We start from the raw sequence: 24421 nt of genomic DNA, 5'->3' as shown, positions 1-24421 counted from the left end.
GTCCACCGCGCCGCCGGCCACGCCGGCAGCGCGGTGCGCCCGTCCGACTACGACGCCTTGGTCGGCACGGCGCGCTCCACCGGGATCCACAGCTCGGCGTCCACCTGCGTGCCGTCCGCCGAGATCCGGTTCCGGGAGATCTCCGGCCCGGGGCGGCTGCGGTAGGCGTTGGACGGGAACCACTGGGTGAACACGTCCCGCCACAACTCCTGCACCGCGGCCGGGAACTCGCCGGCGGTCTCGAAGACCGCCCACGTCCCCGCCGGCACGGTCGTCGAGTCCAGGTCGGCCGGGGCGTCCGCCCCGGTGACCACCCCGTGCCAGTAGTCCAGCTCGCTGCCCTCGGCCCGGTCGTCGGCCACCTTGTCGCTGACGTTGACGATCCCGGCCGGCTCCTGGTCCGACAGGGCCGCGATCCGGGCGACCGTCTCCTTCGGGATGCCCCGGATGAACTCCACGATCGCCGGGTTCATCCCCTGGTGCACCAGGGGCACCCGGGCCCGCCGACCCACCAGCCGGAACTCCGGCTTCTCCACGACCCGATAACGCATGCTGCCACTCCCTTCGACGACGAGGCGGAAGGACAACCGCTGCTGCGAGCGCAGCGCCGCGCCGGTCCGCCGGGCCTCGCCGGGCCCGACCCCGTGCAGCGCGCGAAACGCCCGGGTGAACGCCTCGGTCGAGCCGTACCCGTGCCGGACCGCGATGTCGAGCAGCGTCCGCTCGCCGGCCGTCACCTCGGCCGCGGCCACCGTCAGCCGGCGGCGGCGGACGTACTCGGACAGCGGCATCCCGGCCAGCGCGGAGAACATCCGCCGGAAGTGGTACTCCGACGTGAGGGCGATCCGCGCCAGCTCGGCGGCCTCGATCCGCTGGTCGAGGTGGCGCTCGATGTGGGCCATGGCCTCGTTCAGCCGCTCCAGCACCTGGTCTCCTTCCCGTGTGCCTCGACGCTAGGCCGACCGGTGGGTGCCCGACCCGACATCCCCTGCCCGCTCCGGTCGGGTCCGCTCGACCTCGGCCGGGCGTCCCGGCCCGGGCAGCGCACCCCGCACCGGGTCGACGCCGGTCGCCCCGCCGGCCCGTCAGCGCGGGAAGTAGCGGTCGAGCAGGCCGGTGCGGAACTTTCCGGTCGGGTCCAGCTCGGTCAGCAGTGCGGCGAAGTCGGCGTACCGGCCGAAGGCGGCGGCCACCGAGGACCGGTCCAGCGTGAAGACCTTGCCCCAGTGCGGGCGGGGCGCGAAGGGGGCCAGCCGCTGTTCCACCTCGGCCAGCACCGGCAGCACCGCCGCCGCGTCGTCGACCCAGGTGAAGTGGATCGCCAGGCTGTCGCGCCCGTGGTTCGGGCTGAGCCAGAGGTCGTCGGCGGCGATCGTGCGCAGTTCGGAGATCTGGAGCACGGCGGCGATCCGGTCCCGCATCCGGTCCAGCGCGGCCAGCGCGCCGGCCGCCGCGGCGCGGGGCAGGTGGTACTCGGACTGGAGTTCGTCGCCACTGCTCGGGGTGAAGCCGAGCCGGAAGTGCGGCAGCCGCTCGTGCCACGGGCCGGGCTCGCCCAGCTGGGCGGTGCAGTGCACCGGGTCCAGGCCGGGCACCGGGTGCAGCGGGGCCTCGGCGGCGGTGGTGCCGAGCCAGTCCGGCGGGGGCGGCGGCTGGTCGGCGAGCTGCTTGCGCCAGACCTGGTCGACGGTCGCCGACCGCCAGGTGGTGAACCCGCTGACGCTGTACGCCGAGGCGAACGCCGTGTCGAGCCGGTCGGCGGGCAGGTCGCGGCGGACGTACTGGCGGATCGCGAAGGTCGGCACCACGTCCAGGGTGACCCGGGTGACGACGCCGAGCGCGCCGAGCGAGACCACCATGCCGGCGAACCGGTCACCGTCGGCCCGGCTCACGGTGAGCAGGTCACCGTCGGCGGTGACGAGTTCCAGCGCGGCCACGGCGGCGGCCAGGTTGCGGTTCCCGTCGCCGGAGCCGTGGGTGCCGGTCGCCACCGACCCGGCCACCGAGATGTGCGGCAGGGAGGCGAGGTTGGCCACGGCCAGCCCCTCGGCGTGCAGCCGGGTCGCCAGATCCCCGTACCGCAGGGCGGCGGCGACGGTGACCGTGCCGCGTTCCCGGTCGACCTCGACGGTCGGCGGCAGCCCGGCGAGGGAGACCAGGTCACCGGTGGTGTCACCGAGCCGGTTGAAGGAGTGCCCGGTGCCGGCCGCCCGGATCCGGTCGCTGCCGGCCACCAGCCGACGCAGCTCGTCCAAGTTGGACGGCCGGTGGAAGCGGCGGGCGGCGTACGCGACGTTGCCGGCCCAGTTGCGGCGCGCGACGTCGGTCACGAGGGCTCCCGTTCGGCGGGCTCGTCGGCCAGCGCCGCGCCGAGGGCGTCCAGCGCCTCGTCCACCTGGAGGGTGCTGTAGCCGCGCAGGTCGACCGGCAGGCCGGCCCGCCGGGCCTGGTCGATCTCGGCCCGGGCCGAGCGGCGCCGGGTCGGGTCGCCCGAGGCGAGGGCGTCCTGCCCGCCCCGGATCAGCGCGTCGACCACGTCGACCCGGTAGCCGCGCAGGCCGACGGCGAAGTCGAGGTCGGCGAAGGCGGCCCGGCGCAGCGCGCGGGCGTCGAGGAAGCGCTCGCCGGCGTACCGGGCGAGTGTCGCCGCGATCTCCCCCGGCGACTCCCGGATCCCGGCGAGGTCGAGCAGCTCGACCGCCGGACGCTCGTCGAGCGGGTGCCGGGCGTCCAGCGGGCCGATTCCGGCGCCGGTGGCCGGCACGGCGAGCAGGCGCAGCGCGGCCGGTACGCCGGAGCGGGGCGCCGGCTGGTCGAGCACCACCGCGGCCAGCTCCGGCCAGCGGATCGTCCGGCGCAGGCCCGGCCGCCGGACGGTCAGGCCGTCGGCGTCGACGACGAACCGGAACGGCCGCAGCGCGCCGACGAGCACCACCACGCCGAGCGCGATCCCGCCGAGGGCCACCAGGGTCCGCAGCAGCCCACCGCCGTCACCGAGCGTCAGCAGGACGATCCCGGCCAGGATGCAGATCGCCGGCAGCAGCAGCCGGCCCGGCCTACGGTGCAGTTCCACGTCGTACCCCCGTCCGCGATCGTGTCGGAGTGCATCATCCGGCACGCTTGTCGACGGCGTCCATGGGAACAATGGGTGGATGAGCAGCTACCGCGACCCCACTCTGCACGGCGACGTCTACCCGTCGGAGGAGGAGATCGACCCGACCGGCATGGGCCTGGAGCCGACGAGCACGCCGCCGGCGGCGTACCCGGATCGGACCGAGCCGGTGCCGCCGCCCACGCCCGAGCCGGAGCCCACCCCGCCGACCCCCGGCCCGCCGCCGCGCGCGGCCGGGCCGGGTTCGGTCTCGATCGTCACCCACCACGTGGACGGGTCGACCCAGGTGGTCACCGACCTGGACGGCGACGGGATCGCCGACGTGGTGCAGTTCGACCTGGACGGTGACGGCGTCCCGGACATCACCTATCTGGACAGCGACCGGGACGGCCGGCTGGACACCGTGCTGCGCGAGCCGGGCGGCCTGCGAGCGCGCTGACCCTCAGAGCTGCGGCATCACCTCGGCGGCGACCAGCTCCAGGTGGTCCAGGTCGGTGAGGTCCAGCAGCTGGAGGTAGATCCGCTCGCTGCCGGCGTCGGCGTACCGGCCGATCTTGTCGACCAGTTCGGCCGGGGTGCCGGCGAGGCCGTTCTCGCGCAGCTCGGCGGGCTCCCGACCGATCGCCTCGGCCCGGCGGGCGACCTCGGCCTCGTCGCGCCCGCAGCAGAGCACCAGGGCGTTGGACCAGCGCATGGTGGCCGGGTCACGGTCGATGGCCGCGCACGCCGCCCGCACTCGGGCGATCTGCGCGACGGTGTCCTCGATCGAGGCGAAGGGCAGGTTGAACTCGTCGGCGTAGCGGGCGGCCAGGCGCGGGGTGCGCTTCGGCCCCATCCCGCCGAGCAGGATCGGCGGGCGCGGTTGCTGCACCGGCTTGGGCAGCGCCGGCGAGTCGGTGACCGGGTAGTACGTCCCGGGGTGGTCGAAGGTCTTGCCGACCGGGGTCTCCCAGAGCCCGGTGATGACCGCCAGCTGCTCCTCCAGCCGCGCGAACCGCTCCCCGAGCGGCGGGAACGGGATGCCGTACGCGGTGTGCTCGTCGGCGTACCAGCCGGTGCCGATGCCCAGCTCGACCCGGCCGCCGCTCATCTGGTCGACCTGCGCCACGGTGATGGCGAGCGGGCCGGGCAGCCGGAAGGTCGCCGCGGTCATCAGCGTGCCGAGCCGGATCCGGGAGGTGTCGCGGGCCAGGCCGGCCAGCGTGGTCCAGGCGTCGGTCGGCCCCGGCTCCCCGCTCACCGAGCCCATCTTCAGGTAGTGGTCGGAGCGGAAGAAGGCGCCGTACCCGGCGTCCTCGACGGCGCGGGCCACGGCGAGCAGCTGGTCGTAGCCTGCGCCCTGCTGGGGTTCGGTGAAGATCCGCAGTTCCATGTGCCGAGCATATGGAGGCGGCGGCGCCGTCGCCTCCGATCCTGGACGAGCCTCCATTACTTGACCGGCATATGACCGAGGGGGCATATTATTGCGGTGTCCGTCGACGCCTTCGCCGTGCTGGCCGAGCCGACCCGACGCCGGATCCTCGACGCGCTGCGCCGCTCGGAGTGCAGCGTCGGCGAGCTGGTCGACGTGCTGGGCATGAGCCAGCCGGCCGTCTCCAAGCACCTCAAGGTGCTGCGCGAGGCCGGCTTCGTCTCCTGCCGCACGGCCGCCCAGCACCGCATCTACCGCATCGACGTACGCCCGTTCCGCGCCGTGGACGGCTGGCTCGCGCCGTACCGCGAAGTGTGGACCGCGCACCTGGACGCCCTGGAGCGCCACCTCGACAAGGAGTGACCATGGACCGCGACTCGTTCCGCCCCGGCCCGCCGGCCGAGATCGAGGCCGAGCCCGCCGGCGACCGGTGGACCCTGCTGTTCGTCCGGGAGCTGCGGCACGCGCCGGAGAAGGTGTGGTCGGCGCTGACCGACCCGGCCCGGCTGGCCGAGTGGGCGCCGTTCCTGGCCGACCGCGACCTCGGCGCCCCGGGCACCGCGACGCTCACTGTGGTCGACGGCGACACGGCCGTGCCGCAACCCGCGACGGTACGCCGGGCCGAGCCACCCCACCTGCTCGAGTACACCTGGGGTGACGATCTGCTCCGCTGGGAGCTGACCCCGTCCGGCACCGGCACCCGGTTGCTGCTGCGACACACCCTCGCCGAGCGGGGGATGCTGCCGATGGTGGCCGCCGGCTGGCACCTCTGCCTCGACGTCGCCGACCACCTGCTGGCCGGCGACCCGGTGGGTCCGATCCGGGGCGCGGAGGCGAAGGACTTCGGCTGGGCCGAGCTGCGCGACACGTACGCCGACCGTCTCGGCGGGCAGCCGGACCGCCCCTGATCCGCCGTACCCGTCCCGCCGGAACCCGCACGTCCCGGTGGTAGCGCCGGCGGCGCCGGGTGCCGACGCCGCCGGCCCCCGTCAGACGTACGGCCTGGTCGCGTACGCCGCCCGCAGCGCCGCGAGCCCGTCGGTGCGGGGCGCCAGGGTGCCCCAGCTGGAGTTGAAGTAGTTGGTCCGGACGATGCGCGGGCCGCGCTCGCTGTTGAGCCGGGCGATGGCCGCCGGCACGGTGGCGATCCAGGCCGCCTGGTCGGGGATCTCGGCGGCCCGTACCCCCCACTCGGCGATGATCACGGGACGGGAGAGCGCCACCGGCCCGAGGTCGGCGACCGCCCAGTCCTTCGCCCGGCGGAACCGGGCGAGCGCGGTGTGGCTCGGGTCGGTGGCGTAGGCGTTCCACTGGAGGAAGTCCAGCTTGGCCATCAGCGACTCCGGGTGGGTGCGCTGGAAGCAGGCCCGGTCGAAGCCGCCCGACCCGACGGAGAAGGTGGTGCCGGCCGGCAGCGCGCGGGCCCGGAACCAGTTCACGATGTAGGTCATCGCCCGCACCGCGCGGGCGTCCGACTCCGCCCAGCCGTACGACACTCCGGACTCGGTGGTGCCGAACTCGTGGTCGGTGTCCAGCTCGGAGGCGAGCTGGATGTTCACCCCGAAGCCCATCGTCCGGTACTGCGACAGCGCCCGGGCGAAGAGGCCGTCGCAGAGCCCGGCGAGCACCTGGCCGTACCCGTAGGCCTTCGGCCAGGTCGTCCCGGGACGCTGCTGGATGGTCATCGCCGGCGCCGGGACGGTGTAACTGACGCCGTCCACGGCGAAGGTCTGTGCCGCCGTGGTGGCGACGCCGTAGTGCTTCAGCTCCAGCACCATGTTGATCGCGAACCCGCTGCGGCCGAGGCTGAGCAGCCAGGGCTTGTTGTAGCCCGGGAAAATGTAGCCGTCGGCGAAGCTGCGGTACTGGGTCAGCGAGCGGAAGTTGCCGCCGGCCATGTCGGCCGTCGGGTCGGCGTTGCCCGCCAGGTAGTAGCCGCCGAGGACCGGTGGGGCGAGGGCGTAGTCGGCGGTCGCGGTGGCGGTGCGCCCGCCGTTGTCGCGGACGGTCACGGTGACCCGGGGCATCACGCCACCGCCCGGTAGACGGCCACCGACCCGTTGTCCGACGCCCGGGTCCAGGTACGCCCGGAGTCGTCGGTGACGGTGAGGGTGAGCGGGTCGATGACGGCGGTGACCTTGACCGGGGCGCTGCTGTTGCCCTGCGCGTCGGTCACCACCACGGTGACGGTGAGGGGCCTGGTGTCCGGGTCGCCGTAGGTGACCGTGAGGGTCATCTGGTCGCCGGGGGAATAGGTCGCGGCGTTCAGGCTCGCGGTGACGGTGGGAGCGGCCATGTCCGCCCCCTCCTTCCTTGCTCGTACGCCCGGCTGTCGCCGGTGCGCCCGGTCGAGGCGCGGGACTGCCGCCGGTCAGGGCGGAGCGGACGCGCGACGGCGTCGACCGGAGGTGGTGACGTCCTTGTCCTGTGGGAGCTGACCCCGGCCCGGGCGCCCGGGACGGGGTCCACCGGGACGCGACGTGGCCGTGGGCGCGGTCGGACCGGCGCGGCCGTGTCCGCCGGGACGGCCGGGCCGAGCCCGGCGATGGCGGCGTCCGACGGCGACCGTGCTGTCGCCGTCGGGGTGAGGGATGGGATGTGGCCCGCCATCCGCAGCCTCTCCACCTGCATAAACAATGCGTCGGAAGGGGGTACGGCGTCCTGTCGGCTATCCGTCCCCGGGGTTGGCCGGGTGGCCGATTGCGACCCCGGCGGGGGCGTGTGGGTGCCGGCTCAGTCGAGGTGGTCGGCGGGCGACGTCTGCAGCAGCCAGGCCAGCGGCATTCGCGCCCGCTCCTCGTACCCGCCCTGCCCGGTGAGCCGGTGCAGCGTGACGGTCTGTCCGCCGTCCCGGTCCACCACCCAGTACTGAGGGATGCGCGCCGTGGCGTACTCCCGGACCTTCGTCACGGAGTCCATGGCCTCCGAGCCGGGCGAGACGATCTCGATCACCAGGGCGACGTCGGCCACCGCCGACCAGACTCCGCGAGGTGGGGGCTTGCGCCACACGGTCAGGTCGGGGATCCGGCCGCCGTCGCCGTCCGGCCCGGGAATGCGCACGCCGGCCGCCTGGAGCACCTGCTCGGCGGGCCACCCGGCCATGATCAGCCAGGCGAAGAGGCGACTGGCGATCATCGCGTGTTCCGAGTCGGGCGGCGGCATGACCGACAGGACCCCCTCGGGGCTCGTCTCGTAGCGATGACCGTTGGGGTCGGCGGCGTTCATCGCCGCGACGTCGTCGAGCGTGACGACAGCGGGCATGTGCATGCCGACGGCCTCAGCGCTCATGAGTCCCATCCTAGGCGACGAGCGACGCCGACCCGGTCAGCGCGACACTCAGCCACGACGGCGGCGCTTGCGGCATCCCGTCCGTCAGCCCCGCCGGCGCCGCAGCAGGTGGGCGACTCCGCTCACCACCGTCGTCCCGAGCCCCGTGCCGACCAGCACCAGCACCGCCCCCACCGCCCACAGCCCGCTGTCGTCGGTCGAGGCGGCGTGCACCGTCCAGGCGGCGGTGAAAGCGACCGTCAGCACCGGGGCGACCAGCCACGGCCGGAGCCGCCAGCCGGCGAGGGCGGCGACCAGGGCAAGGGTGAGCACGCAGCCGGCCACCTGCCACGGCTGGTAGGGCCCGCTGACGGCGCCCGTCTCGGGGTCGGTGGTGTAGCCGGTGTCCCACCCCAGCCAGGCCCACCAGGTGGCGACCGCCGCGGCGGCGAGGACGAGGGCGGCGAGGAGGGCGCGTGTCATGCTGTTCACGCCCCGATCCTCGCGGTACGGACCGCGTCGCGGATGAGCATTCGTACTCACGATCGGGGTGTCGGTGCGGTCCCCCGGACCGCCCAGGCGCGGGCGGTGAGTCGGATGGCGGCGTCCGGTCCGGTCGGCACCCGGGCGCGCAGCAGCTCCCGCAGCTCGGCCCGGTCCGGCTCGGCGAGCGAGCTGACGTAGCCGGGCGCGGGTCCCTGCCCATCGAGGAACGGCGTCCAGTAGTCGGCGAAGTTGGCGAAGGCGGTGGGCACCTCGACGGGCCGCACGGTCACGTCGCGGAACCCGGCACCGGCCCAGAGCGCGCGTAGCGGCTCCGGTTGGCACAGCGGGTAGCGGCGACCTTCGTCAAGCTCCGCCGCCGCCGGGTCGCGCGCCACCGCGGCGTCCCAGAAGTGGCGCATCATCACCATGCCCTCGGCGTAGTCCCAGACGTAGGCGGCGGCCACGCCGCCCGGAGCGAGGACGCGGGCGAACTCCGCCACGGCGCGCGCCGGGTCGGGCACGAAGTTGAGCGCCAGGCCGCTGACGACGACGTCGACGGCGGCATCGGGCAGCGGCAGCGAGCGGGCGTCGCCGACGTAAAAGACCACCCGCGGGTCGTCGACCCGGGTACGGGCGTGCGCCACGAAGCCCTCGGAGGGGTCGACGCCGTCCACCCGGGCCGGCTCGGTGCGGGCCAGCACCGTCGAGGTCAGCGCGCCGGTGCCGCAGCCCACGTCCAGCCAGCGCAGTCCGGGCGGCAGGTCCAGCCCGGCCACGAACTCCGCCGCCACGAGGCGACTCCACCGGCCCACGTACGCCTCGTACGCGGCACCGTCGGCCCATACCTCGCGCGCCATGCGGACACCATACGGGCGGTACGCCGCTGCCGGCGCGCTCCCGGCAGCGATCCGCGGATGTCCACCGTGGACCTTTTGTGCACAAGCGGAGGTATCCCGCGAACTTCCGCAGGGTGTTATCGAACTTTTGCATCTATGAACGAAAGGTATGGGCCTCTAGATAGAAGTTTGTTAATGTTTTCCAGCACCGCAGCTCCGGACGCGTCATTCGTCGGCGTCGATGATTCGTCCGAGCTCGCCCCGGCGGCTACCGCTCCCCCACCGCATCACACGGCATGCCGCCGGGTGCCACCAGCGCGGGGAACACCGGTCGCGGGTGGCTGATGTCGACACCAATCGGCCCGAGGCGTCGATCCTCACCGTGGGGCTGGTGCAGACGACTCACCCGGCGGCCGGACCGGTCGTGGCGTTGACGGCGACGGTGTCCACCACCGCTCACCGGGTGGTGTTGTCGATCGGGCAGGCCCGGGTGCTGCGCTACCGATTGAGCGCGTTGACCGACGCCACCAGGTACCGGCGGCATTGATCTCCTAGCCGAACGCGACGAGCTGGGCTCGCACTGTCCTTCGACGGGCCGCGTCGAACCCGATAGTCCCCCTGACCGAGAAAGCGCGGCAGGGGGACATCAGCGGCTATCCGGCGTCAGGCGAACACCACATTGTCGATGTCGATGGTGACGAGCTCGATGTCGCGCACCGCGGTTCCGTCCTCAGACAGCGGGTAGACGCGCCGCCGGGTCGGGACCATGATGCCGCCGAACTCCTTGTGGTCCGAGCAATAGTGCGCGGCCGGCCCGGCGTTGAGGACCTCGGCCGTGTAGTCGTGCCTGCGCAGCAGCCCGTCCTGATCGAAGTAGAACGTCTGCTCCCGGGAGTGGGTGGCGATGTCCTCGGGGAAGACGACCTTGAGACGGTTCCAGGTCTCCCCCTCCTCGGTCACGGGAGACAGCTCCTCGGTCTGGAAGTCGGGCCTCGCGAAGGTGAACGGGGACGTCAGGTACGTCCACATGGCGTAGCCGGCGAAGTAGGCGACGTCCAGGTCGTCCCAGGGGGTTTCGAGGACGTGGCCGGCAAAGGAGGCACGGGGGTTGAGGCGCTCGGCCTTCACCTCGCCGGTGTCGCTCTCCACGGCCACTCGCTGAGCGGTGAACGAGGTGTGCAGGTCAGGTGCCTTGAAGGGGAAGTGACTGGCGTGCTGTCGGCGCAGGTCGACCCGTACGGCAGCCTGGTCGAAGATCCCCTCCTGGCCCTTGATGGCCCACAGCGCTCCGCCGGAGCGGAAGTGGGCCGTGGCCGAGCTGAACTGCTGATAGCGGTCCAGGCCGCCGTGGGCCTCGATGACGGCGTTCGTAAGGTCGCTCACGATCAATTCTCCTCGGTGATGTAGATCCGTCGTCCCGGGGTAGCCACCCGGTTGACCAGGCGCTGGTTACCCGGCCAGAGGTTGAATATGACCGGTCGTCTTAGAAGCGGCAACGAGCGCTGAATCACATGACCGTGGGCTTGACGCGGCCAAGACGACCGGTCATATTTGCCCCGGGAGGTGGTCCGTCTTGGCCAGGAAGAGCACGCGCGAAGAGATCGTCACGGCCGCGCTCGACCGGTTCCACGCCCGCGGATACAACGCCGCCGGCGTCAACGACATCACCCAGGCGGCCGGCGTACCGAAGGGGTCGTTCTACAACCACTTCGAGAGCAAGGAAGCCCTCGCCATCGTGGCGCTGGAGCGGTACGGCGCCGGACGCCGGCTCGAGGACCTCACCGACAGCTCGGTCCCGCCGGTGCAGCGGCTCCGGGCGCACTTCGAGTTCCTCCGCGACGAGGTCGTCCGATACGGATACCACCGCGGCTGCCTGTACGGCAACTTCGGCACCGAGATCGTCGACCACCGGGACGCCATCCGGGACGCCGTACGGCACAGCCTCGACACGTGGGCCGGCCTCATCGCGACAACCCTGGCCGAGGCGCAGCGTGCCGGGACGATCCGTGCCGACGTCGACCCCGAGGTCACCGCCGGCTTCCTCGTCAACGCCTGGGAAGGCACGCTCATCCGGGCGCGTACCGACCGCTCCCCCGCCGCCTTCGACACTTTCTTCTCCGTATTCGACACCTTGCTTGCGCCGGTCTGAAGCGTGCCGCTGTGGCGGGCTGCTGAAGATTAGGCATGCGGCCGCGGCCGGCGTACCAGGCCCGCCAGTCACACCGCGCCGGTGCGGGAACGGTGAGAAGAACGGGCCGCGGACCGACTGCGGACCGCTAGCGGATCTCCATCCAGGTACCCGGCGGGTGCGGTGGAAGGCGCAGGTCCGCGAGTACCCCGAAGTGGTCGCTCGCCCACACCCCGTCAACCGGTTCGGCGAATACCCGCCGGCAGTCCATCACGTCGAGGGTTGACCCGTGCGGGCCGCACCGGACCAGGACGTAGTCGATCCGCCGCCCCCGGTCCAGCGGCATCAGCCCGGCCTGGATCAGCGGATTGTCCGGCGAGAAGGTGTGCCCCGGCTCCTCACGACGAATCGCCGTCCAGCAGTCCTGGTAACAGACGCTGATGCCAGCCAGCGACTGCCGGCCGGTCCAGAACCGGACGCTCGCAGCGTCGGGTGCCGCATCGAAGTCGCCCAGCAGTACCACGTGCGGCTCGGTGTCCGGACCGTCCGGGTCGAGCGGTTCGGACCGCCGCTCGGCAACGAGTTCCTCAATGTACCGGGCCGTCCACACCGCCTGCAGTTCCCGCTCGTACTCGGCGTCGTACTGCCAGGTCGGCTTGTGGTGCGCGACGAGTACCGGTCCCAGCGGCGGCGGCACCGCGACCTCCACCACGACGGCGGCACTCCACGGCAGCGCCGCGGTGCGCGGGGTGACATGCAGGTCGACAACCCCGACGGTACGCATCGGCCACCGGCTGCCCAGCACGGCTCCGACTCCGTCGGCCGACCGCCCCGGGTGCGGTACGAGGTAATAGTCCGGCCCGAGCAGGCCACCGGCCTCGTCCAAGTCCCCGCCGCCAGCCACCTCCTGCAGGGCCACCACGTCCGGCCGCAATTCGCGCAGCCCGTCAACGAGCACCGCCCGACGGCGTGGCCAGTCGGCGAAGAAGGGCGCAAGGGCATTCAGCGTGAGCACCCGCAGGCTGACAGGCTTCTCGGACATCCCGCCATCCTGTGCCCAATGCCGCGCCCCGGCAATCGGGATGGCGCCTGTAGCTTCAGTTGGAAGAGCTGCTCAACCGGTCGTGATGCCCAGAACGCCTGCGCCCAACGGCGAAGCTACTCGCCCCTGGTGACCGCTCATGACCGCTGCCGGCCGCCGCTACTGGCCCATGGATGGCCCGTGACGCCCTGGGTGCTCACGCTCGGCACGTCGACAGCGTGCCTGCGGGTCTGCCAGGATCGGCGGATGTTGGTGAGGGAACGGCCGGTGGTGATTGCTGTCTGCGGGTGTCCGGGAGCCGGGAAGACCACCATTGCCTCTGCAACGGCTGGCCGATTCGGTATCCCGTTCCTGACCCGCGATGAGATCAAGACAGGCCTGGGGCTGTCCTCCGCCTCCGTCGCCGAGGACGGGCGGGTCCGGCTCGACCCGGACTTCCACGTTGCCGGTGGTCCCGTCAGCCGCCGGGCCGAGGCCGTGATGGTCGACGCAATCCGGCTGCTCGCGGCCTCAGGGGTGAGCTTCGTCGTGGAGTCCTCGGTGTTGTCCCGCGAGCTGCTGGGCGTGCTGCTCGCAGGTGGCACCCGAGTGCTGGCTGTTCACGTCGTCGCCCAGGAGGCGGTCATCGGCCGGCGACTTGGCGCTCGGGCTGCCGATGGCGGGACCATTGACCAGCAGCTCCTATCCCTGTTCCAGCGGGGTGAGATGAAACGGTCGATCTTCGAACCGCCGGAGGGCGTCGACGCCGTCGTTGAGATCGACACCTCAGACCATGCAGCTCCGGCCATCGAGACGATCGTGGCAGCAGTCCTCGCCCTGCTTGGCCCGTCGCGAACGGGAGACGGCTCGTTACCGAGTGAGCCAGCAACGAACCATCGACCGGAGCCCGCAGGTAACTGGCGTCCTGGCCAGTCGGTGGAATCGCTCCGGCGGAGTTGAGCGAACCATCAGTACGCAGACAGTCGTCCCGCGGCGTCCGCCGCTCAGCCGATCTTTGAAGAGGGATCGCGGCACAGGCCCGCACGGTGATCTTTAGGTCGGTACGTGCAGGATCGAACCGTCAGGCGTACGAGGGCCGGCGCGGCTCCAGCAATTCGGTGACGCGGCCACGGTCGAGCACTTCGATGAGTGCGCCTGTGCCGCGTTCGACCTTGACCGCTATCTCCTCCGGGTGCAGCGGAATCAGCGCGAGCAACGCGATCTGAATGCCACCGGGGCCCGCGATCGTGCGAGCCTCGGGCAGCACACGCAGCATCGGCGTGACAACGACTCCGGCGAACGGGGAGTCCGTAGCGTACGGCTGCGCGGGATCGCCGTTCGGCACGGAATGCCATTCGCCGATCCAGGTCCCATACTCGTGCGGCAGCCGGGCCACCTGCTTGAGGACTCGCACCGGCCAGCCGGCCGGGTCGTCATCCAGCCCGGTCAGCCGAGTCAGCGGCCAGTCGGCCGGCAGGCAGAGCATCAGTTCGGCGTACGGGCCATGGCCCTCGGGGACCGTCATCGGCAGCTCACTCATCCCAGACGTGATCAGCGTCCGATAGGGGCGTTTCTCGGTCGGTGCCACGACATAGACATGCACGCCGACCAGGTGCGACGCAACCTCGTGGTAGACGAACTCGACAGGCCCGAAGTGTTCCTCGATGTGCCGGTCGATGGCCTCGGCGAAGCCCTGCTGCTGCCCTTGCGCCGGTACGAACCCGTCATGCAACGGCTGATGACGGAGGACTCCTGACCCGCGCGGCTCGTTCATGACGACCCAGCCTAGGCCACAATCCATCGATCAGGTCGACGTGGCGGATCCGAACTTCGTCGGTGAACCCGATGCCCGTGCGGCGGCTCGCGCTGCTGCGGACTCAGTGCGGACCGACGGCGTTACCACCATGCGAACCACCCCGCCACGATCGCCGGAACTCCACTTCCGCTGGATCGGACCAGGAAGGCCGATGAACGCCCGAGCTCCGTCGTCAGGCGGCGACGATCAGTCGAGCGGCACGAGTGCCCAGGGTCATTCGTCACCTGGCGTAGGTGGACCGGACTTGGCGGCGACCAAACCATCGACCTGGACAGGTACGACCACGAGCGGCTCTCCGGGTCCGGGGAGCCGCTCGCGGTCGCGCGGAAGATCAGGCGATGAAGCCCTCTTCCTTCAACCAGTCCGCGGCGACCTGCGCCACCGGCTCGCCCTTGACGTCCACGCGCTCGTTGAGCTTGCGGATGGTGTCGTCGTCGAGCTTGGCCGTGATCGGTTCAAGGATCTTGGTCAGGCTCGGGTACTTGGCGGCCGTCGCGCCGTTGACCGTCAGCGCCGGGTTGTAGATCGGGAAGAAGCTCTTGTCGTCCTCCAGCACCACCAGGTTGAGGTTGCTGATCCGGCCGTCGGTGGTGAACACCTCACCGAAGTTGCAGGACTCGCCCTTCTTCGTCTCGGTGTAGACGACTCCGGTGTCGACGGTCCTGATGTTGGACTTCGGCAGGTTCATGTCGTACATCTTCGTCAGGCCGGGCCACCCGTCGTTCCGTCCGGCGAACTCGCTCTCCAGGCAGAAAGTCGCGTCGGCCGGCTTGCTCTTGGCGAACGCCGCGAGGTCGGACAGGGTCCGCAGGTTCCACTCCTTGGCCTTCTCCGCACGCACCGCCAACGCGTAGGTGTTGTTGGCCGGCGCGATGCCACCCCAGACGACCTGGTTCTTCTCCTTGTCCTCCTTGACCACCGCGTCGTACTGCTGACGGGAGTCCGGGATCGGATCGGTGTGGTTCAGGTAGGTGATCCAGGCGGTGCCGGTGTACTCCCAGTACACATCGATCTCGCCGGCGAGCAGTCCCTTGCGGACGTTGACCGACCCCTTGATGTTGGTCTTGTCGGTCACGTTCGCGCCCGCCGCCTTCAGCGCCAGCATGGTGATGTGACCGAAAACGATGTTCTCGGTGAAGTCCTTGGAGCCGACCACGAGCGTCTGGCCGGCGAGCGCGTCGTCCTTCTTGATCGACCCCGCTCCGACCGCCACCTCCCCGCCGGAGTCCTGCGTGGTGACCGAGCAACCGGTCAGTGCCAGCGCGACGAGTGCGGTGCCGGCGGCCAGCCGGGCAAGGGGTGTTTGGGTACGCATTGACGGCCTCCACGACGCACGGGGCGTCGGTTGGGGAAAGGGGATGTGGATGATCTGCGAATCAGTCGAGCCCGGGCGGCCGGAGCAGATCGGCGATCACACCGCCGAGCCAGTCCAGCGTCAGGGCGAGAGCGGCGGTGAGTACCGCACCGGTGATCAGGACGGGATCACGCTGAAGCTTGATCCCGGTCACGATCAATCCGCCGAGTCCGCCCGCGTCGATGAAGGTGGCGAGCGTGGCGACCCCGACCGCGAGCACGAGCGCGGTGCGTACGCCGGCGAAAATCACCGGTACCGCCAGCGGCAACTCGACCCGGAGCAGCACCGCGAGCGGGGACATGCCGATGCCCCGACCCGCCTCGATCAGATGCCGGTCGACCTGGTTGATCCCGGCGATCGTGTTACGCAGCACGGGCAACACGGCATAGGCCACCAGCCCGATCAACGCGGTGCCGGCGCCGATGCCCAGCCAGATACTGAGCAGCACCAGCAGCCCGATGGCCGGCGTCGCCTGGCCGATGTTGGCCAGAGCGGTGACGAACGGTGCCAGCCAGCGCAGCGCCGGGCGGGTGAGCAGGACGCCGGCGCTGACCGCGATCACCACCACCAGCAGGGCGGTCATCGCGGAGATCGAGACGTGCTGGCCGGTCACCCGGAACAGGTGCCCGGCGTTGAGCGAGCGTCGCTCGATGTCGTCGAGGGCAAGCGAGCCCACCCAGAGGTACGTGGCGAGCAGCGCCGCCGCGAGCACCAGCGGCATGGTCGCATGCCGGCGCAGCAGAGGCCGCCACCGCGATGGCGGGGCGTCCGCGAGCTGACCGGAGCCGACGGTACCCACACTCATGGCGTCTGCCGATCCGCCGCCGACCGGGCGCCACGGCGCTGCCCGGGCATCGCATCGACTCTCGGCCCGTCCGCTGTCTCCGGCGCCTCCGACACCGGCTGATCGCGGCGCCGCTCGGTCTCGCGCATCTCACCGATCGCCCGCATCAGCCGGTCGATGGTCACGGTGCCGCGGTACCGGCCGGCGTCGTCGACCACCACGGCAGCACCACTGCTGCTGCTGAGCATCGCGTCGAGCGCGTCGTGCAGCGTGGCACGGGGTTCCACCACGGTGGCCGGTCCGCCGATCCCGCGCAGGTTGTCCTGATGCGGATCCAGGTCCCGAGCGGTGATCCAATGCACGGGACGCCGCTCGCTGTCGACGCTCAGTACGGCCCACTCACCGGTCTCGTCCAACCGGCGCAGCGCCGATGCCGGCGAGTCATCCAGCCGGACCAACTCGGCCTCGTCCCAGTCGACCGCGTCGACCCGCCGCAGGTTGAGCTGCTTGAGTGAGGCGCCGGCACCGATGAACTGGGCCACCGTCTTGTCCACGGGATTGCTCAGCAGCCGCTCGGGGGTGTCGAACTGGCGGATGCTCGACCGGTCGCCGAGCACCGCGATGCGGCTGCCCATCTTGATCGCCTCGTCGAAGTCGTGGGTGACGAAGACGATGGTCTTCTGCAGCTTCTCCTGCAGCCGGAGGAACTCGTTCTGCAGCCGGTCCCGGGTCAACGGATCGGTGGCGCCGAACGGCTCGTCCATCAGCATCACCGGCGGATCGGCAGCCAGCGCCCGGACAACCCCGACGCGCTGTTGCTGGCCGCCCGAAAGCTGGCTGGGCAGGCGGTGCCGGTACTGGCCGGGCTCCAGCCCGACCAGGTGCAGCAGCTCGTCCACCCGGGCGTCGATTCGCTTGCGGTCCCAACCGAGCATCCTCGGCACCAACCCGACGTTGGTCGCCACGCTCATGTGCGGGAAGAGCCCGACCTGCTGGATGACGTACCCGATGCGCCGGCGCAGCTCGGTCGGGTTGAGCGAGGTGACGTCGGATCCGTCCACCATGATCCGCCCGGAGCTGGGCTCAATCAATCGATTGATCATCTTCATGGTGGTGGTCTTGCCGCAGCCGGAAGGGCCGACCAGCACGACGATCTCGCCGCGCCGGATGGTCATCGAGACGTCCTCGACCGCAGGGGTCTTCTGTCCCCGGTAGAGCTTGCTGACCTGTTGCAGTTCGATCATCACGTCAGCGGTCATCGTTGGCCTCCCTGAGGGGTGGACGGGGCCGCGAAGGACGGCGTGCCGGCGAGCGCCGTGGCGGAGTTCGGTTGCCCGGCGGTTAACGGCGCGGTTGACCGCGAGCGGGGCCGCCGGTTGCCCCGGTTGCCCCGGGTCAGCACACCGAGCAGGCCCAGGCAGAGGTCCACGACGAGGGCGAGGACGACCACGCCGAGCGTGCCGATCAGGGCCTGGTTCAGCGAATTGACGCCGCCGAGGTTGGCCAGGCCGGAGAAGATCTGGTTGCCCAGGCCCGGCCCGCCGACGTACGCGGCGATCGCCGCGATGCCCATCGTCATCTGGGTGGAGACCCGGATACCGGTCAGGATGACCGGCCAGGCCAACGGTATCTCGACCGTGCACAGCGACCGTACCCAGCTCATCCCGATGCCGCGGGCGGCCTCGGTCAGCGCGGGGTCGATCTCGGTCAGTCCCACCACCGTGTTACGGATGATCGGCAACAGGGCATAAAGGGTCAGCGCGACCAACGCGGGGAGGTACCCCAGGCCCAGCGGCGTGATCAGCAGGCCGAGCAACGCGAAGGAGGGAATGGTCAGCACAGTTGCGGCGACCGCGACGGCGATCCCCCGGGCACGGCGGTGGCGGTAGGTGAGGACGGCGATGGACATGCCGATGAGCGTCGCCAGCGCTATCGCCATCAGCACGATCGTGGCGTGCTCGATGGTCTGGGCGACCAGCAGGTCACGGCGGCTTTCCAGATATTCGAAAAAGGTCATCTGACACGTCCTCTCGGCGGCTGGCAGGCCCCCGGCCAGAGATGGCCGCGAGGGTGCTGGACCTGCCATGGCCGGTTGGCCATCACATTTCGGGCGTAGGCGTCCGGCAAAGGCCCTCCGTGTGGGACGTGGAGTGGGTTGGAGAAATCAGCGGGGAAGTTCTGACGGGCACGCCGAGCGACACAGGGTTGGGCGCACCACCAGCTCGTCCGTCTCCTCCTTCCGTACAGAAACTTGTGTACAGGCGATCATGCGGGGTGCCACGGTACGCCATGGACTCCTGGTCAGTTCGGCCGGCCCCGGACCAGAGCCTGGATGTCCGATGCTGCGACAGCGTGACATCGATGTGGGCGGCGCCAGGTGACTGCCATCTGCTCGGCGACCCGGGGCGCGGCTCCATGGCGTTTTGAATGAGGGATCGAAGTGGGCCGGAGGTACCACCATGCGAACCACACCGCCACGATCGCCGGTGATCCACTACCACTGAGTTTGCCCAGCTCACGGGCGTTGGGCGGTGCCCGATGAACCCGGCTCGACCGACCGAACCGCCGGTACGGTTCGCCGATGCGGAAGAGATCAACCCGTTCAAGCTCCTTCTCGATCTTCACGACCATGCCGTCGTTCGGACGGCGGCATTCGGTCGCGATGAGGCACTGACGGAGCTGGCGTTGTCCGCTGCGGTGGTGTCCTGGTGGACTCGCTGGCAACCCTCGGTGATCCACGCCGCTCTACGGGCGGGCGCGGACCTGGCGGACATCGCCGATGCCACCGGCCTCGACGTCAGCGAAGTCGTCCGGCGGTGGCAGCGGTGGGTCAGTGTCCAAACGCGGCTGGACATCGGCGGACGTCCGGCCGTGGATCCCGTCGAGGTCCGGGCCATCGAGCGACGGCTCGGGCTGGGGGTGGTCCGATGACGCCGACCCGGCTTGCCCGAGACGTGAGCACGGTGGCGGTGGCCGGGATTGCTGCCTGGTCGTCGTGGAGTCATATGGTGGCCGTGGCGTTGAGGTTCGGGGAGCGTCCCGAGGTCGCCTATGTGCTGCCGCTGTCGGTCGACGGGATGCTCGTCGTCGCGTCGGCGGCCATGGTCGAGGACAAACGCGCCGGTCGGAGGGTGCGCTGGTCGGCCCGGACGGCGTTCGCGGTCGGGGTGGCGGCCAGCGTGGCGGCGAACATCGCCGCCGCCGAGCCAAGCCTCGGAGCGCGGATCGTGGCGGCGTGCCATTAGACGCCGCCCGTCCGCAGCAGCTGCCTACCTTCGACGCTGCGTTTGCGCCGCCACCGCAGTCGCGCCCGTCGGGCTCCATGACTGAGGCGAAGCGAGCGCAGCAGGCCGGGGTCGCCGACGATCCGACGGCGGATCAGGTATCGGTGCCTCTGCGGCGGCGCACCGCGCGACGTAAGCGGGTGACGGGGCGCGCGGAGCGGACGGCAGATGTCGTAGCCCGGCTGCGTGCCGAGCGTCCGCAGGCCAGCCTGGCGGAGTTGGGTCTGGCCGCCGGCGTGTCCGAAGGTCATGTCCGACGCCTTGCTGCGGTCAACGCTGAGGATGCCGGACAGCGAGCAGATGGGTCTTGAAGGTGTCGGACGACCCATGGAGCAGCCTTTCCGAGAATCTCCGTTTCGCCTCTCTTATCACTTTCATCCATCAGACTTTCGGCTGAATGTTGCAAGATCACGAAGTTGAGGAGTTCGCAGAATCTGACAGGAGCCGGTTTGGGAGTGCAAGAGTTTTCTCGTCGCTTCCACGACCGCACCGACACCTTCGCCGCCTACGGCATCTAACAAACCATGATCAAACCGGACGCTCCCGAACAGCGCCGGGGCCGTGCCGCACCCCGAACCCGGCCGCGAACTGCTCATCGGCGAACAGCTCACCCAACTCATCCCGGATCACCACCGGCAACGGAGCACACCGGCCCCGGTACATCGCCAATACCGCCGCGGTGATCTCCGGCGACGGCTGCGGCCGGGACTGCGGCTGCATCGACATCAAGGCACCGATTCTACGGCCGCGACAGCGAAAGCGACCGGGCCGCGATCAGGCGGATCCGCGCCGATCGAGACCGTGTCATGGCCGCCCCCGCCCGTGCCCTCGACCAACATCAACCGGCAGCAGCCACGCCGACAGCTCCAATCAGGACACCAATTAACCAGCAGGGTCACCATCGTGCCCCAACGCCCCACACCACCCCAGCCAGGCCGAGAAGCCCCAGGTCAACGCCTAGTCCACAAATTCGCCAGTGGAGTCGGTGATGGCTGACGGCAAACCGGTGAGCCTGGCGTGTCGGGGCCAGTCCATATCGCGTGTGAGGGGGCTCGCACCGGGCAATCCGCTGCGGCATGTCAGCAGGAGCGCGTCCATGGCGACGCTGCCGGACGCTGCTTGCGGTTCACGAGGGGGACGTCTGATGAGTATCGCCGGACAACGGCGGATCTCGCCGGATGTCGCCCTGTTTCTGCTCGCCTCGATCCTCGTCTCCTTCGTGGCCTCGTCGACAGCCCCGACCCCCCTCTACGAGATCTACCAGGCGCGCTGGCACTTCTCGCCGATCACGACCACCATGGTGTTCGCCGTCTACGCCCTCGCGGTGCTGGCCTCCCTGCTCACGTTCGGCAAGCTGTCCGACCACGTCGGGCGGCGACCGGTCCTGCTCGTCGCGATCGCGGTCCAGATGATCTCGCTGGTCATCTTCATCTTCGCCAACGGCGTGTCGGCGCTGTTGGCCGCCCGCGTCGTACAGGGGCTCGCGGCCGGCGCCGCCACCGGCGCCGTTGGTGCCGCCATGCTCGACATCAACCGCTACCGCGGCACGCTCACGAACTCGATCGCCCCCGGTATTGGGTACGGCACCGGTGCCCTGCTTTCGGCGCTGCTCATCCAGTACCTGCCCGCGCCCACCCGACTGGTGTACGCCGTTCTGCTCGGCATCCTGCTGGTCCAAGGCGTCGGGGTCGTGCTGATGCGGGAAACGGTCACGCCGATGAAGGGAGCGCTGCAGAGTCTGCGGCCGGAGATCGCGCTGCCGCGCGCCGTGCGCGGGCCGCTACTGGTCGTCGCTCCGGTGCTCTTCGCCGTCTGGGCGCTGGCCGGATTCTTCGGCGCGCTCGGCCCGGCGCTCGTGCGCGCCCTCATGGCCACCTCGATCGTGGTCGGCGGTCTGGTCGTCTTCGTCTTCGCCGTCTTCCAATCCGCCACCATTCTCCTGCTGCGCAACGCCGCCGCACGGACCGTGATGCTCATCGGAATTGCCGCCCTCATCCTGGGCATGATCATCACGCTGATCTCGGTCACCGCCGAATCCATCCCTGGCTTCTTCGTCGGCCTCGCGCTTGGGGGCGTCGGCTTCGGTGGCGGTTTCCAGGGCAGCCTCAAGACGGTCATGCCGCTCGTGGAGGCGCACGAACGCGCCAGCGTGCTCTCCCTGCTCTACATCGTCTGCTACGTCGGCTTCGGCCTGCCCACCGTCATTGCCGGCTTCCTCGTGGTCTACGCCGGCGGCCTGCCCCGGACCGCCAACGAGTACTCCGTCGCCGTCATCCTCCTCGCCGTGGTCGCCCTGCTCGGGCTGCGCAGGGCTGGCAGGACGTCACCCGGCTGACCACCGCCCTGGTTTGAGCGTTACGGGCTTCGACGCAAGCGGCAGGAGGGGGTTTCCGTCGGGTATCGGCGAGAGGGCGGCCATGCCTCATCGCGCCGGCGCCGATGGCGGTCGTGTCCCAGTGACGACTCCGCGTGCAGCACCTGCCCGCGCGGCAGCGGGCGGTGCTGATCCTGCGCGATGTGCTCACCTGGTCGGCCGCCGAGGCCGCCGTTGCCGCTGTGGCTTCCCAACCCTCTTCCGCACAACGGACGTCCCCGGGCGGACGTCGACGACCACCCCGACCTCATCCTGTAGGCGCCCGAACCGCTGGCGGCCCGCACCAGGTCGCCAGCGGCTCCGGGCCCCTCGATCTCGAAGGACGACTCGCCGCATGGCAGCCCCACCCCTCGCCCCACCCCGACGGCGCGGCTGGCGCGCCCAACCCACTACCGATACCGAACGGCCCGCCGGCCCGAGCCGGGTCTGCATCTACGTCCGCCGCTCCACCGACGACGAACACCAACCCTTCTCCCTCGACGCCCAACGCGCTGCCCTCGAAAAGTACGTCGCCTCCCAGCCGGGCTGGACGATCGTCGCCGACTACGAAGACGACGCCTCCGGCGCCACCACCGAACGCCCCGGACTAAAGAAAGCACTCCACGCCGCGAAAGCCGGCCTCTACGACGTCCTACTCGTCTACCGACTCGACCGATTCAGCCGCAGCGTCGCCGACCTCCTCGACCTCGTCACGCCCGAAACGGACGGGGCACCTCGAAGAGTTCACCGGTTCGCACAATGGTGCGGTCGGTGGGGCGGGCGGGACTCGAACGAGGGATTATGAGATCAAGATGCCCGCCCCGTCGACCTGGTCAACCAAGGGTCTAGCAGCGGAGATGCCTCTCGACATCTCTCACCGCTCCCCCGCCGTCTGCAGACCTCTTGCGGACTAGATGCGGACCGCTCAGGGTCAGGAGGCTGCCAGGTGTCTAGTGGCGGTGGTGCCGGCTACGCAATTGCGCGGTCACTTCTGCTGTCGAAAGAATCACTCGACCGGACGGCACGGTAAGCCGATCATTACGCCTGTCCCTTCCACCACCCGTGCGTCGATCACCGCTTACTTGGACCTTCGTTGTCCTGTTCCCGATGGAGGACTAATGCTGGCTCCGCTGCGGTATGGCGCGTTCCGCTACCTCGCTGCTGGTCGGCTGGTCAACATGCTTGGCAACGGTGTCGCGCCCATCGCGCTGGCCTTCGCCGTCCTCGATCTGACCGGCTCGGTGCGCGACCTGGGCCTGGTGGTCGGCGCGAGATCGCTGATGACCGTGTTGTTCGTACTCTTCGGTGGGGTGGTGGCCGACCGGATTCCGCGCCGGCTGGTCCTGGTCGGCTCCAATGTGCTTGGTGCGCTGACCCAGGCGGCGGTGGCCGCCCTGGTGCTTACCGGCACGGCGACGATCCCGCTGTTGCTGGCGCTCGGTGCAGCCAACGGCATCGTGAGCGCTCTGGCCCAGCCAGCCTCGGCCGCCGCGACGCCGCAGACCGTGCCGCCGGAGCTGATCCAGCCGGCCAACGCGATCATCCGGCTCGGCATCAACGCGGGCATGATCGGCGGGGCCGCGCTCGGTGGCCTCCTGGTGGCCGCCGTCGGGCCCGGCTGGGGCCTCGCCGTCGACGCGCTCACCTTCGCTATCGCGGCAATGGCGTTCACCGGAGTCCGGGTCGCTGCCCCGGCAGCGACGAGCACCCGCACGAGCATCGTCGCCGACCTCCGCGAGGGCTGGACCGAGTTCACCGCGCGAACCTGGGTCTGGGTGGTCGTGCTCGGCTTCATGATCCTCAACGCGGCCCTCGCCGGCGGCGTGAACGTGCTCGGCCCGGCAGTCGCGGACGACACGATCGGCCGTAGCGCCTGGGGCGTGGTGCTGGCGGCCGAGACCGCCGGAATGGTCGTGGGCGGCTTGATCGCACTGCGGATCCGGGTGCGCCGGCTGCTGCTGCTCGGGGTGGCCTGCATGTTCGCCGAGTCGTTCCTACTGTTGGGGCTGGCCCTGGCGCCCACCATCGTCGTACTCCTTGCGGCCGGACTGGCGGTCGGCATCGCCGTCGAACAGTTCGCCGTCGCCTGGGACACGTCAATCGCGCAACACATCCCGGCCGACCGACTGGCCCGCGTCTACTCCTACGACATGTTGGGGTCCTGGGTGGCCATCCCACTCGGACAGGTGGCGGTCGGACCGGTCGCCGCGGCCATCGGCACCCGCGACACGCTGCTGATCCTCGCCACGTTGGTGGTGCTCGCCGTCCTCGGCATGCTGGCCAGCCGGGACGTCCGCCGGCTACAGGCGGTAGCTCCCGCCCGCGCTGCCGACAGAGCGCAGGCCCCGTCACCCGACGGTGGACCGGATGACGACCCTGCCACCACGCCCGCCGAATCAGCAGCCCGCGCCTAACCCGGCAGCAAGACTTCCTCGGGGCCAGCCGCACCGTCAGTTTGTCCCCGATGACTCTGTCGCGACGCCCGTGCCGTGCGTGAAAATCGGCGGTGGTCGCCCGCCGACGTCGACCTTCCTTGGAACTTCGAGTCCGTCAGTTTGTCTGACGCTGG

28 protein-coding genes are annotated in these 24421 nt (G+C 70.5%); 11 read left to right on the top strand and 17 right to left on the bottom strand.

Features of this window, described 5'->3' with window-relative positions; genetic code table 11:
- Positions 1 to 47: 47 nt before the first annotated feature.
- From KBX37_RS14085 to KBX37_RS14075, 3 genes are all read right to left on the bottom strand, one after another.
- A complete protein-coding gene (locus KBX37_RS14085; RefSeq protein ID WP_210776342.1) occupies positions 48 to 926 on the bottom strand; it encodes an AraC family transcriptional regulator in 879 nt (292 codons plus the stop codon).
- A 159-nt stretch (positions 927 to 1085) separates the two neighbouring features.
- Positions 1086 to 2330, bottom strand: a complete 1245-nt coding sequence (locus KBX37_RS14080; RefSeq protein WP_210776341.1) for an FAD-binding protein — start codon at positions 2328 to 2330, stop codon at positions 1086 to 1088.
- On the bottom strand, positions 2327 to 3073 hold the full coding sequence (locus KBX37_RS14075) for a hypothetical protein (RefSeq protein ID WP_210776340.1): 747 nt from the start codon (positions 3071 to 3073) through the stop codon (positions 2327 to 2329). The genes KBX37_RS14080 and KBX37_RS14075 overlap by 4 nt, the downstream gene beginning before the upstream one ends.
- Positions 3074 to 3152: 79 nt before the next feature.
- Here KBX37_RS14075 and KBX37_RS14070 point away from each other — a divergent pair, with 79 nt between their 5' ends.
- Positions 3153 to 3551, top strand: coding sequence for a hypothetical protein (locus KBX37_RS14070; RefSeq protein WP_210776339.1), 399 nt, complete (start codon positions 3153 to 3155; stop codon positions 3549 to 3551).
- Between the two features lie 3 nt (positions 3552 to 3554).
- Here KBX37_RS14070 and KBX37_RS14065 read toward each other — a convergent pair whose 3' ends face one another.
- The gene (locus KBX37_RS14065; protein ID WP_210776338.1) at positions 3555 to 4484 is read right to left on the bottom strand and encodes an LLM class F420-dependent oxidoreductase; all 930 of its coding nucleotides are present in this window, start codon (positions 4482 to 4484) and stop codon (positions 3555 to 3557) included.
- A gap of 96 nt (positions 4485 to 4580) precedes the next feature.
- Between KBX37_RS14065 and KBX37_RS14060 the strand changes: the two genes are divergently transcribed.
- On the top strand, positions 4581 to 4886 hold the full coding sequence (locus KBX37_RS14060; protein ID WP_210776337.1) for a helix-turn-helix transcriptional regulator: 306 nt from the start codon (positions 4581 to 4583) through the stop codon (positions 4884 to 4886).
- A 2-nt stretch (positions 4887 to 4888) separates the two neighbouring features.
- Positions 4889 to 5431, top strand: coding sequence for an SRPBCC family protein (locus tag KBX37_RS14055; RefSeq protein ID WP_210776336.1), 543 nt, complete (start codon positions 4889 to 4891; stop codon positions 5429 to 5431).
- 81 nt (positions 5432 to 5512) lie between these two features.
- On the opposite strand, the gene KBX37_RS14050 is transcribed toward KBX37_RS14055, so the two are convergent.
- The 5 genes from KBX37_RS14050 to KBX37_RS14030 form a co-directional block, all read right to left on the bottom strand.
- Complete coding sequence (locus KBX37_RS14050) at positions 5513 to 6550, bottom strand: hypothetical protein (RefSeq protein ID WP_210776335.1); 1038 nt, start codon at positions 6548 to 6550, stop codon at positions 5513 to 5515.
- Complete coding sequence (locus KBX37_RS14045; protein WP_210776334.1) at positions 6550 to 6819, bottom strand: hypothetical protein; 270 nt, start codon at positions 6817 to 6819, stop codon at positions 6550 to 6552. The genes KBX37_RS14050 and KBX37_RS14045 overlap by 1 nt, the downstream gene beginning before the upstream one ends.
- A gap of 437 nt (positions 6820 to 7256) precedes the next feature.
- On the bottom strand, positions 7257 to 7811 hold the full coding sequence (locus KBX37_RS14040) for a Uma2 family endonuclease (RefSeq protein WP_210776333.1): 555 nt from the start codon (positions 7809 to 7811) through the stop codon (positions 7257 to 7259).
- Positions 7812 to 7895: 84 nt separating this feature from the next.
- The gene (locus tag KBX37_RS14035; RefSeq protein WP_210776361.1) at positions 7896 to 8273 is read right to left on the bottom strand and encodes a hypothetical protein; all 378 of its coding nucleotides are present in this window, start codon (positions 8271 to 8273) and stop codon (positions 7896 to 7898) included.
- 56 nt (positions 8274 to 8329) lie between these two features.
- Positions 8330 to 9133: a class I SAM-dependent methyltransferase gene (locus KBX37_RS14030; RefSeq protein ID WP_210776332.1), complete on the bottom strand. Its 804-nt coding sequence runs from the start codon at positions 9131 to 9133 to the stop codon at positions 8330 to 8332.
- A 316-nt stretch (positions 9134 to 9449) separates the two neighbouring features.
- Between KBX37_RS14030 and KBX37_RS14025 the strand changes: the two genes are divergently transcribed.
- Positions 9450 to 9659, top strand: a complete 210-nt coding sequence (locus KBX37_RS14025) for a hypothetical protein (RefSeq protein ID WP_210776331.1) — start codon at positions 9450 to 9452, stop codon at positions 9657 to 9659.
- Positions 9660 to 9775: 116 nt separating this feature from the next.
- On the opposite strand, the gene KBX37_RS14020 is transcribed toward KBX37_RS14025, so the two are convergent.
- Positions 9776 to 10495: a hypothetical protein gene (locus KBX37_RS14020; protein ID WP_210776330.1), complete on the bottom strand. Its 720-nt coding sequence runs from the start codon at positions 10493 to 10495 to the stop codon at positions 9776 to 9778.
- A gap of 190 nt (positions 10496 to 10685) precedes the next feature.
- Here KBX37_RS14020 and KBX37_RS14015 point away from each other — a divergent pair, with 190 nt between their 5' ends.
- On the top strand, positions 10686 to 11261 hold the full coding sequence (locus tag KBX37_RS14015) for a TetR/AcrR family transcriptional regulator (protein WP_210776329.1): 576 nt from the start codon (positions 10686 to 10688) through the stop codon (positions 11259 to 11261).
- A 127-nt stretch (positions 11262 to 11388) separates the two neighbouring features.
- Here KBX37_RS14015 and KBX37_RS14010 read toward each other — a convergent pair whose 3' ends face one another.
- Complete coding sequence (locus KBX37_RS14010) at positions 11389 to 12282, bottom strand: endonuclease/exonuclease/phosphatase family protein (RefSeq protein WP_210776328.1); 894 nt, start codon at positions 12280 to 12282, stop codon at positions 11389 to 11391.
- Between the two features lie 180 nt (positions 12283 to 12462).
- Between KBX37_RS14010 and KBX37_RS14005 the strand changes: the two genes are divergently transcribed.
- The gene (locus tag KBX37_RS14005) at positions 12463 to 13221 is read left to right on the top strand and encodes an AAA family ATPase (protein ID WP_210776327.1); all 759 of its coding nucleotides are present in this window, start codon (positions 12463 to 12465) and stop codon (positions 13219 to 13221) included.
- 121 nt (positions 13222 to 13342) lie between these two features.
- Here KBX37_RS14005 and KBX37_RS14000 read toward each other — a convergent pair whose 3' ends face one another.
- The 5 genes from KBX37_RS14000 to KBX37_RS13980 all read right to left on the bottom strand — a co-directional run bounded on the left by KBX37_RS14000 (position 13343) and on the right by KBX37_RS13980 (position 18232).
- The gene (locus KBX37_RS14000) at positions 13343 to 14035 is read right to left on the bottom strand and encodes a suppressor of fused domain protein (protein ID WP_210776326.1); all 693 of its coding nucleotides are present in this window, start codon (positions 14033 to 14035) and stop codon (positions 13343 to 13345) included.
- Positions 14036 to 14408: 373 nt separating this feature from the next.
- Complete coding sequence (locus KBX37_RS13995; protein ID WP_210776325.1) at positions 14409 to 15392, bottom strand: glycine betaine ABC transporter substrate-binding protein; 984 nt, start codon at positions 15390 to 15392, stop codon at positions 14409 to 14411.
- A gap of 61 nt (positions 15393 to 15453) precedes the next feature.
- Positions 15454 to 16236, bottom strand: coding sequence for an ABC transporter permease (locus tag KBX37_RS13990; protein ID WP_210776324.1), 783 nt, complete (start codon positions 16234 to 16236; stop codon positions 15454 to 15456).
- Positions 16233 to 17474 carry a betaine/proline/choline family ABC transporter ATP-binding protein gene (locus KBX37_RS13985; RefSeq protein WP_210776323.1) on the bottom strand — a complete coding sequence of 414 codons (1242 nt, stop codon included), beginning with the start codon at positions 17472 to 17474 and terminating at the stop codon, positions 16233 to 16235. Before KBX37_RS13985 ends, KBX37_RS13990 begins: the two co-directional genes overlap by 4 nt.
- Positions 17471 to 18232 (bottom strand): ABC transporter permease, encoded by a 762-nt coding sequence (locus KBX37_RS13980; protein WP_210776322.1) that lies wholly within the window; start codon positions 18230 to 18232, stop codon positions 17471 to 17473. The genes KBX37_RS13985 and KBX37_RS13980 overlap by 4 nt, the downstream gene beginning before the upstream one ends.
- 521 nt (positions 18233 to 18753) lie before the next feature.
- On the opposite strand from KBX37_RS13980, the gene KBX37_RS13975 reads away from it, so the two are divergent.
- Positions 18754 to 19146: a hypothetical protein gene (locus KBX37_RS13975; RefSeq protein WP_210776321.1), complete on the top strand. Its 393-nt coding sequence runs from the start codon at positions 18754 to 18756 to the stop codon at positions 19144 to 19146.
- Complete coding sequence (locus KBX37_RS34445) at positions 19143 to 19460, top strand: DUF2637 domain-containing protein (protein ID WP_247657980.1); 318 nt, start codon at positions 19143 to 19145, stop codon at positions 19458 to 19460. The genes KBX37_RS13975 and KBX37_RS34445 overlap by 4 nt, the downstream gene beginning before the upstream one ends.
- A 567-nt stretch (positions 19461 to 20027) precedes the next feature.
- Here the strand turns inward: KBX37_RS34445 and KBX37_RS13965 are convergent.
- Positions 20028 to 20225, bottom strand: a complete 198-nt coding sequence (locus KBX37_RS13965) for a hypothetical protein (RefSeq protein ID WP_210776320.1) — start codon at positions 20223 to 20225, stop codon at positions 20028 to 20030.
- Between the two features lie 370 nt (positions 20226 to 20595).
- Here KBX37_RS13965 and KBX37_RS13960 point away from each other — a divergent pair, with 370 nt between their 5' ends.
- From KBX37_RS13960 to KBX37_RS13950, 3 genes are all read left to right on the top strand, one after another.
- On the top strand, positions 20596 to 21834 hold the full coding sequence (locus tag KBX37_RS13960) for an MFS transporter (RefSeq protein WP_247657978.1): 1239 nt from the start codon (positions 20596 to 20598) through the stop codon (positions 21832 to 21834).
- A 373-nt stretch (positions 21835 to 22207) separates the two neighbouring features.
- Entirely contained in the window at positions 22208 to 22657 is a 450-nt protein-coding gene (locus tag KBX37_RS13955; protein ID WP_210776319.1) for a recombinase family protein, read from the top strand.
- A gap of 148 nt (positions 22658 to 22805) precedes the next feature.
- Positions 22806 to 24266 (top strand): MFS transporter, encoded by a 1461-nt coding sequence (locus KBX37_RS13950; protein WP_307849064.1) that lies wholly within the window; start codon positions 22806 to 22808, stop codon positions 24264 to 24266.
- Positions 24267 to 24421 lie beyond the last annotated feature (155 nt).

Source organism: Micromonospora sp. U56 (assembly GCF_018070095.1).
Classification (GTDB): Bacteria; Actinomycetota; Actinomycetes; order Mycobacteriales; family Micromonosporaceae; genus Micromonospora; species Micromonospora purpureochromogenes.
This window is presented reverse-complemented; position numbering and strand designations above follow the sequence as displayed.

Excerpts from the sequence above, each read along its gene's own strand:
- KBX37_RS13965 (WP_210776320.1), bottom strand. The coding sequence starts at position 20,225 with ATGTCGATGCAGCCGCAGTCCCGGCCGCAGCCGTCGCCGGAGATCACC.
- KBX37_RS14010 (WP_210776328.1), bottom strand. The coding sequence starts at position 12,282 with ATGTCCGAGAAGCCTGTCAGCCTGCGGGTGCTCACGCTGAATGCCCTT.
- KBX37_RS14045 (WP_210776334.1), bottom strand. The coding sequence starts at position 6,819 with ATGGCCGCTCCCACCGTCACCGCGAGCCTGAACGCCGCGACCTATTCC.
- KBX37_RS13990 (WP_210776324.1), bottom strand. The coding sequence starts at position 16,236 with ATGAGTGTGGGTACCGTCGGCTCCGGTCAGCTCGCGGACGCCCCGCCA.
- KBX37_RS34445 (WP_247657980.1), top strand. The coding sequence starts at position 19,143 with ATGACGCCGACCCGGCTTGCCCGAGACGTGAGCACGGTGGCGGTGGCC.
- KBX37_RS14035 (WP_210776361.1), bottom strand. The coding sequence starts at position 8,273 with ATGACACGCGCCCTCCTCGCCGCCCTCGTCCTCGCCGCCGCGGCGGTC.
- KBX37_RS14050 (WP_210776335.1), bottom strand. The coding sequence starts at position 6,550 with ATGCCCCGGGTCACCGTGACCGTCCGCGACAACGGCGGGCGCACCGCC.
- KBX37_RS13975 (WP_210776321.1), top strand. The coding sequence starts at position 18,754 with ATGAACCCGGCTCGACCGACCGAACCGCCGGTACGGTTCGCCGATGCG.
- KBX37_RS13985 (WP_210776323.1), bottom strand. The coding sequence starts at position 17,474 with ATGACCGCTGACGTGATGATCGAACTGCAACAGGTCAGCAAGCTCTAC.
- KBX37_RS13995 (WP_210776325.1), bottom strand. The coding sequence starts at position 15,392 with ATGCGTACCCAAACACCCCTTGCCCGGCTGGCCGCCGGCACCGCACTC.
- KBX37_RS14070 (WP_210776339.1), top strand. The coding sequence starts at position 3,153 with ATGAGCAGCTACCGCGACCCCACTCTGCACGGCGACGTCTACCCGTCG.
- KBX37_RS14040 (WP_210776333.1), bottom strand. The coding sequence starts at position 7,811 with ATGAGCGCTGAGGCCGTCGGCATGCACATGCCCGCTGTCGTCACGCTC.
- KBX37_RS13960 (WP_247657978.1), top strand. The coding sequence starts at position 20,596 with ATGGCGACGCTGCCGGACGCTGCTTGCGGTTCACGAGGGGGACGTCTG.
- KBX37_RS14030 (WP_210776332.1), bottom strand. The coding sequence starts at position 9,133 with ATGGCGCGCGAGGTATGGGCCGACGGTGCCGCGTACGAGGCGTACGTG.
- KBX37_RS13955 (WP_210776319.1), top strand. The coding sequence starts at position 22,208 with ATGGCAGCCCCACCCCTCGCCCCACCCCGACGGCGCGGCTGGCGCGCC.
- KBX37_RS13980 (WP_210776322.1), bottom strand. The coding sequence starts at position 18,232 with ATGACCTTTTTCGAATATCTGGAAAGCCGCCGTGACCTGCTGGTCGCC.
- KBX37_RS14000 (WP_210776326.1), bottom strand. The coding sequence starts at position 14,035 with ATGAACGAGCCGCGCGGGTCAGGAGTCCTCCGTCATCAGCCGTTGCAT.
- KBX37_RS14055 (WP_210776336.1), top strand. The coding sequence starts at position 4,889 with ATGGACCGCGACTCGTTCCGCCCCGGCCCGCCGGCCGAGATCGAGGCC.
- KBX37_RS14065 (WP_210776338.1), bottom strand. The coding sequence starts at position 4,484 with ATGGAACTGCGGATCTTCACCGAACCCCAGCAGGGCGCAGGCTACGAC.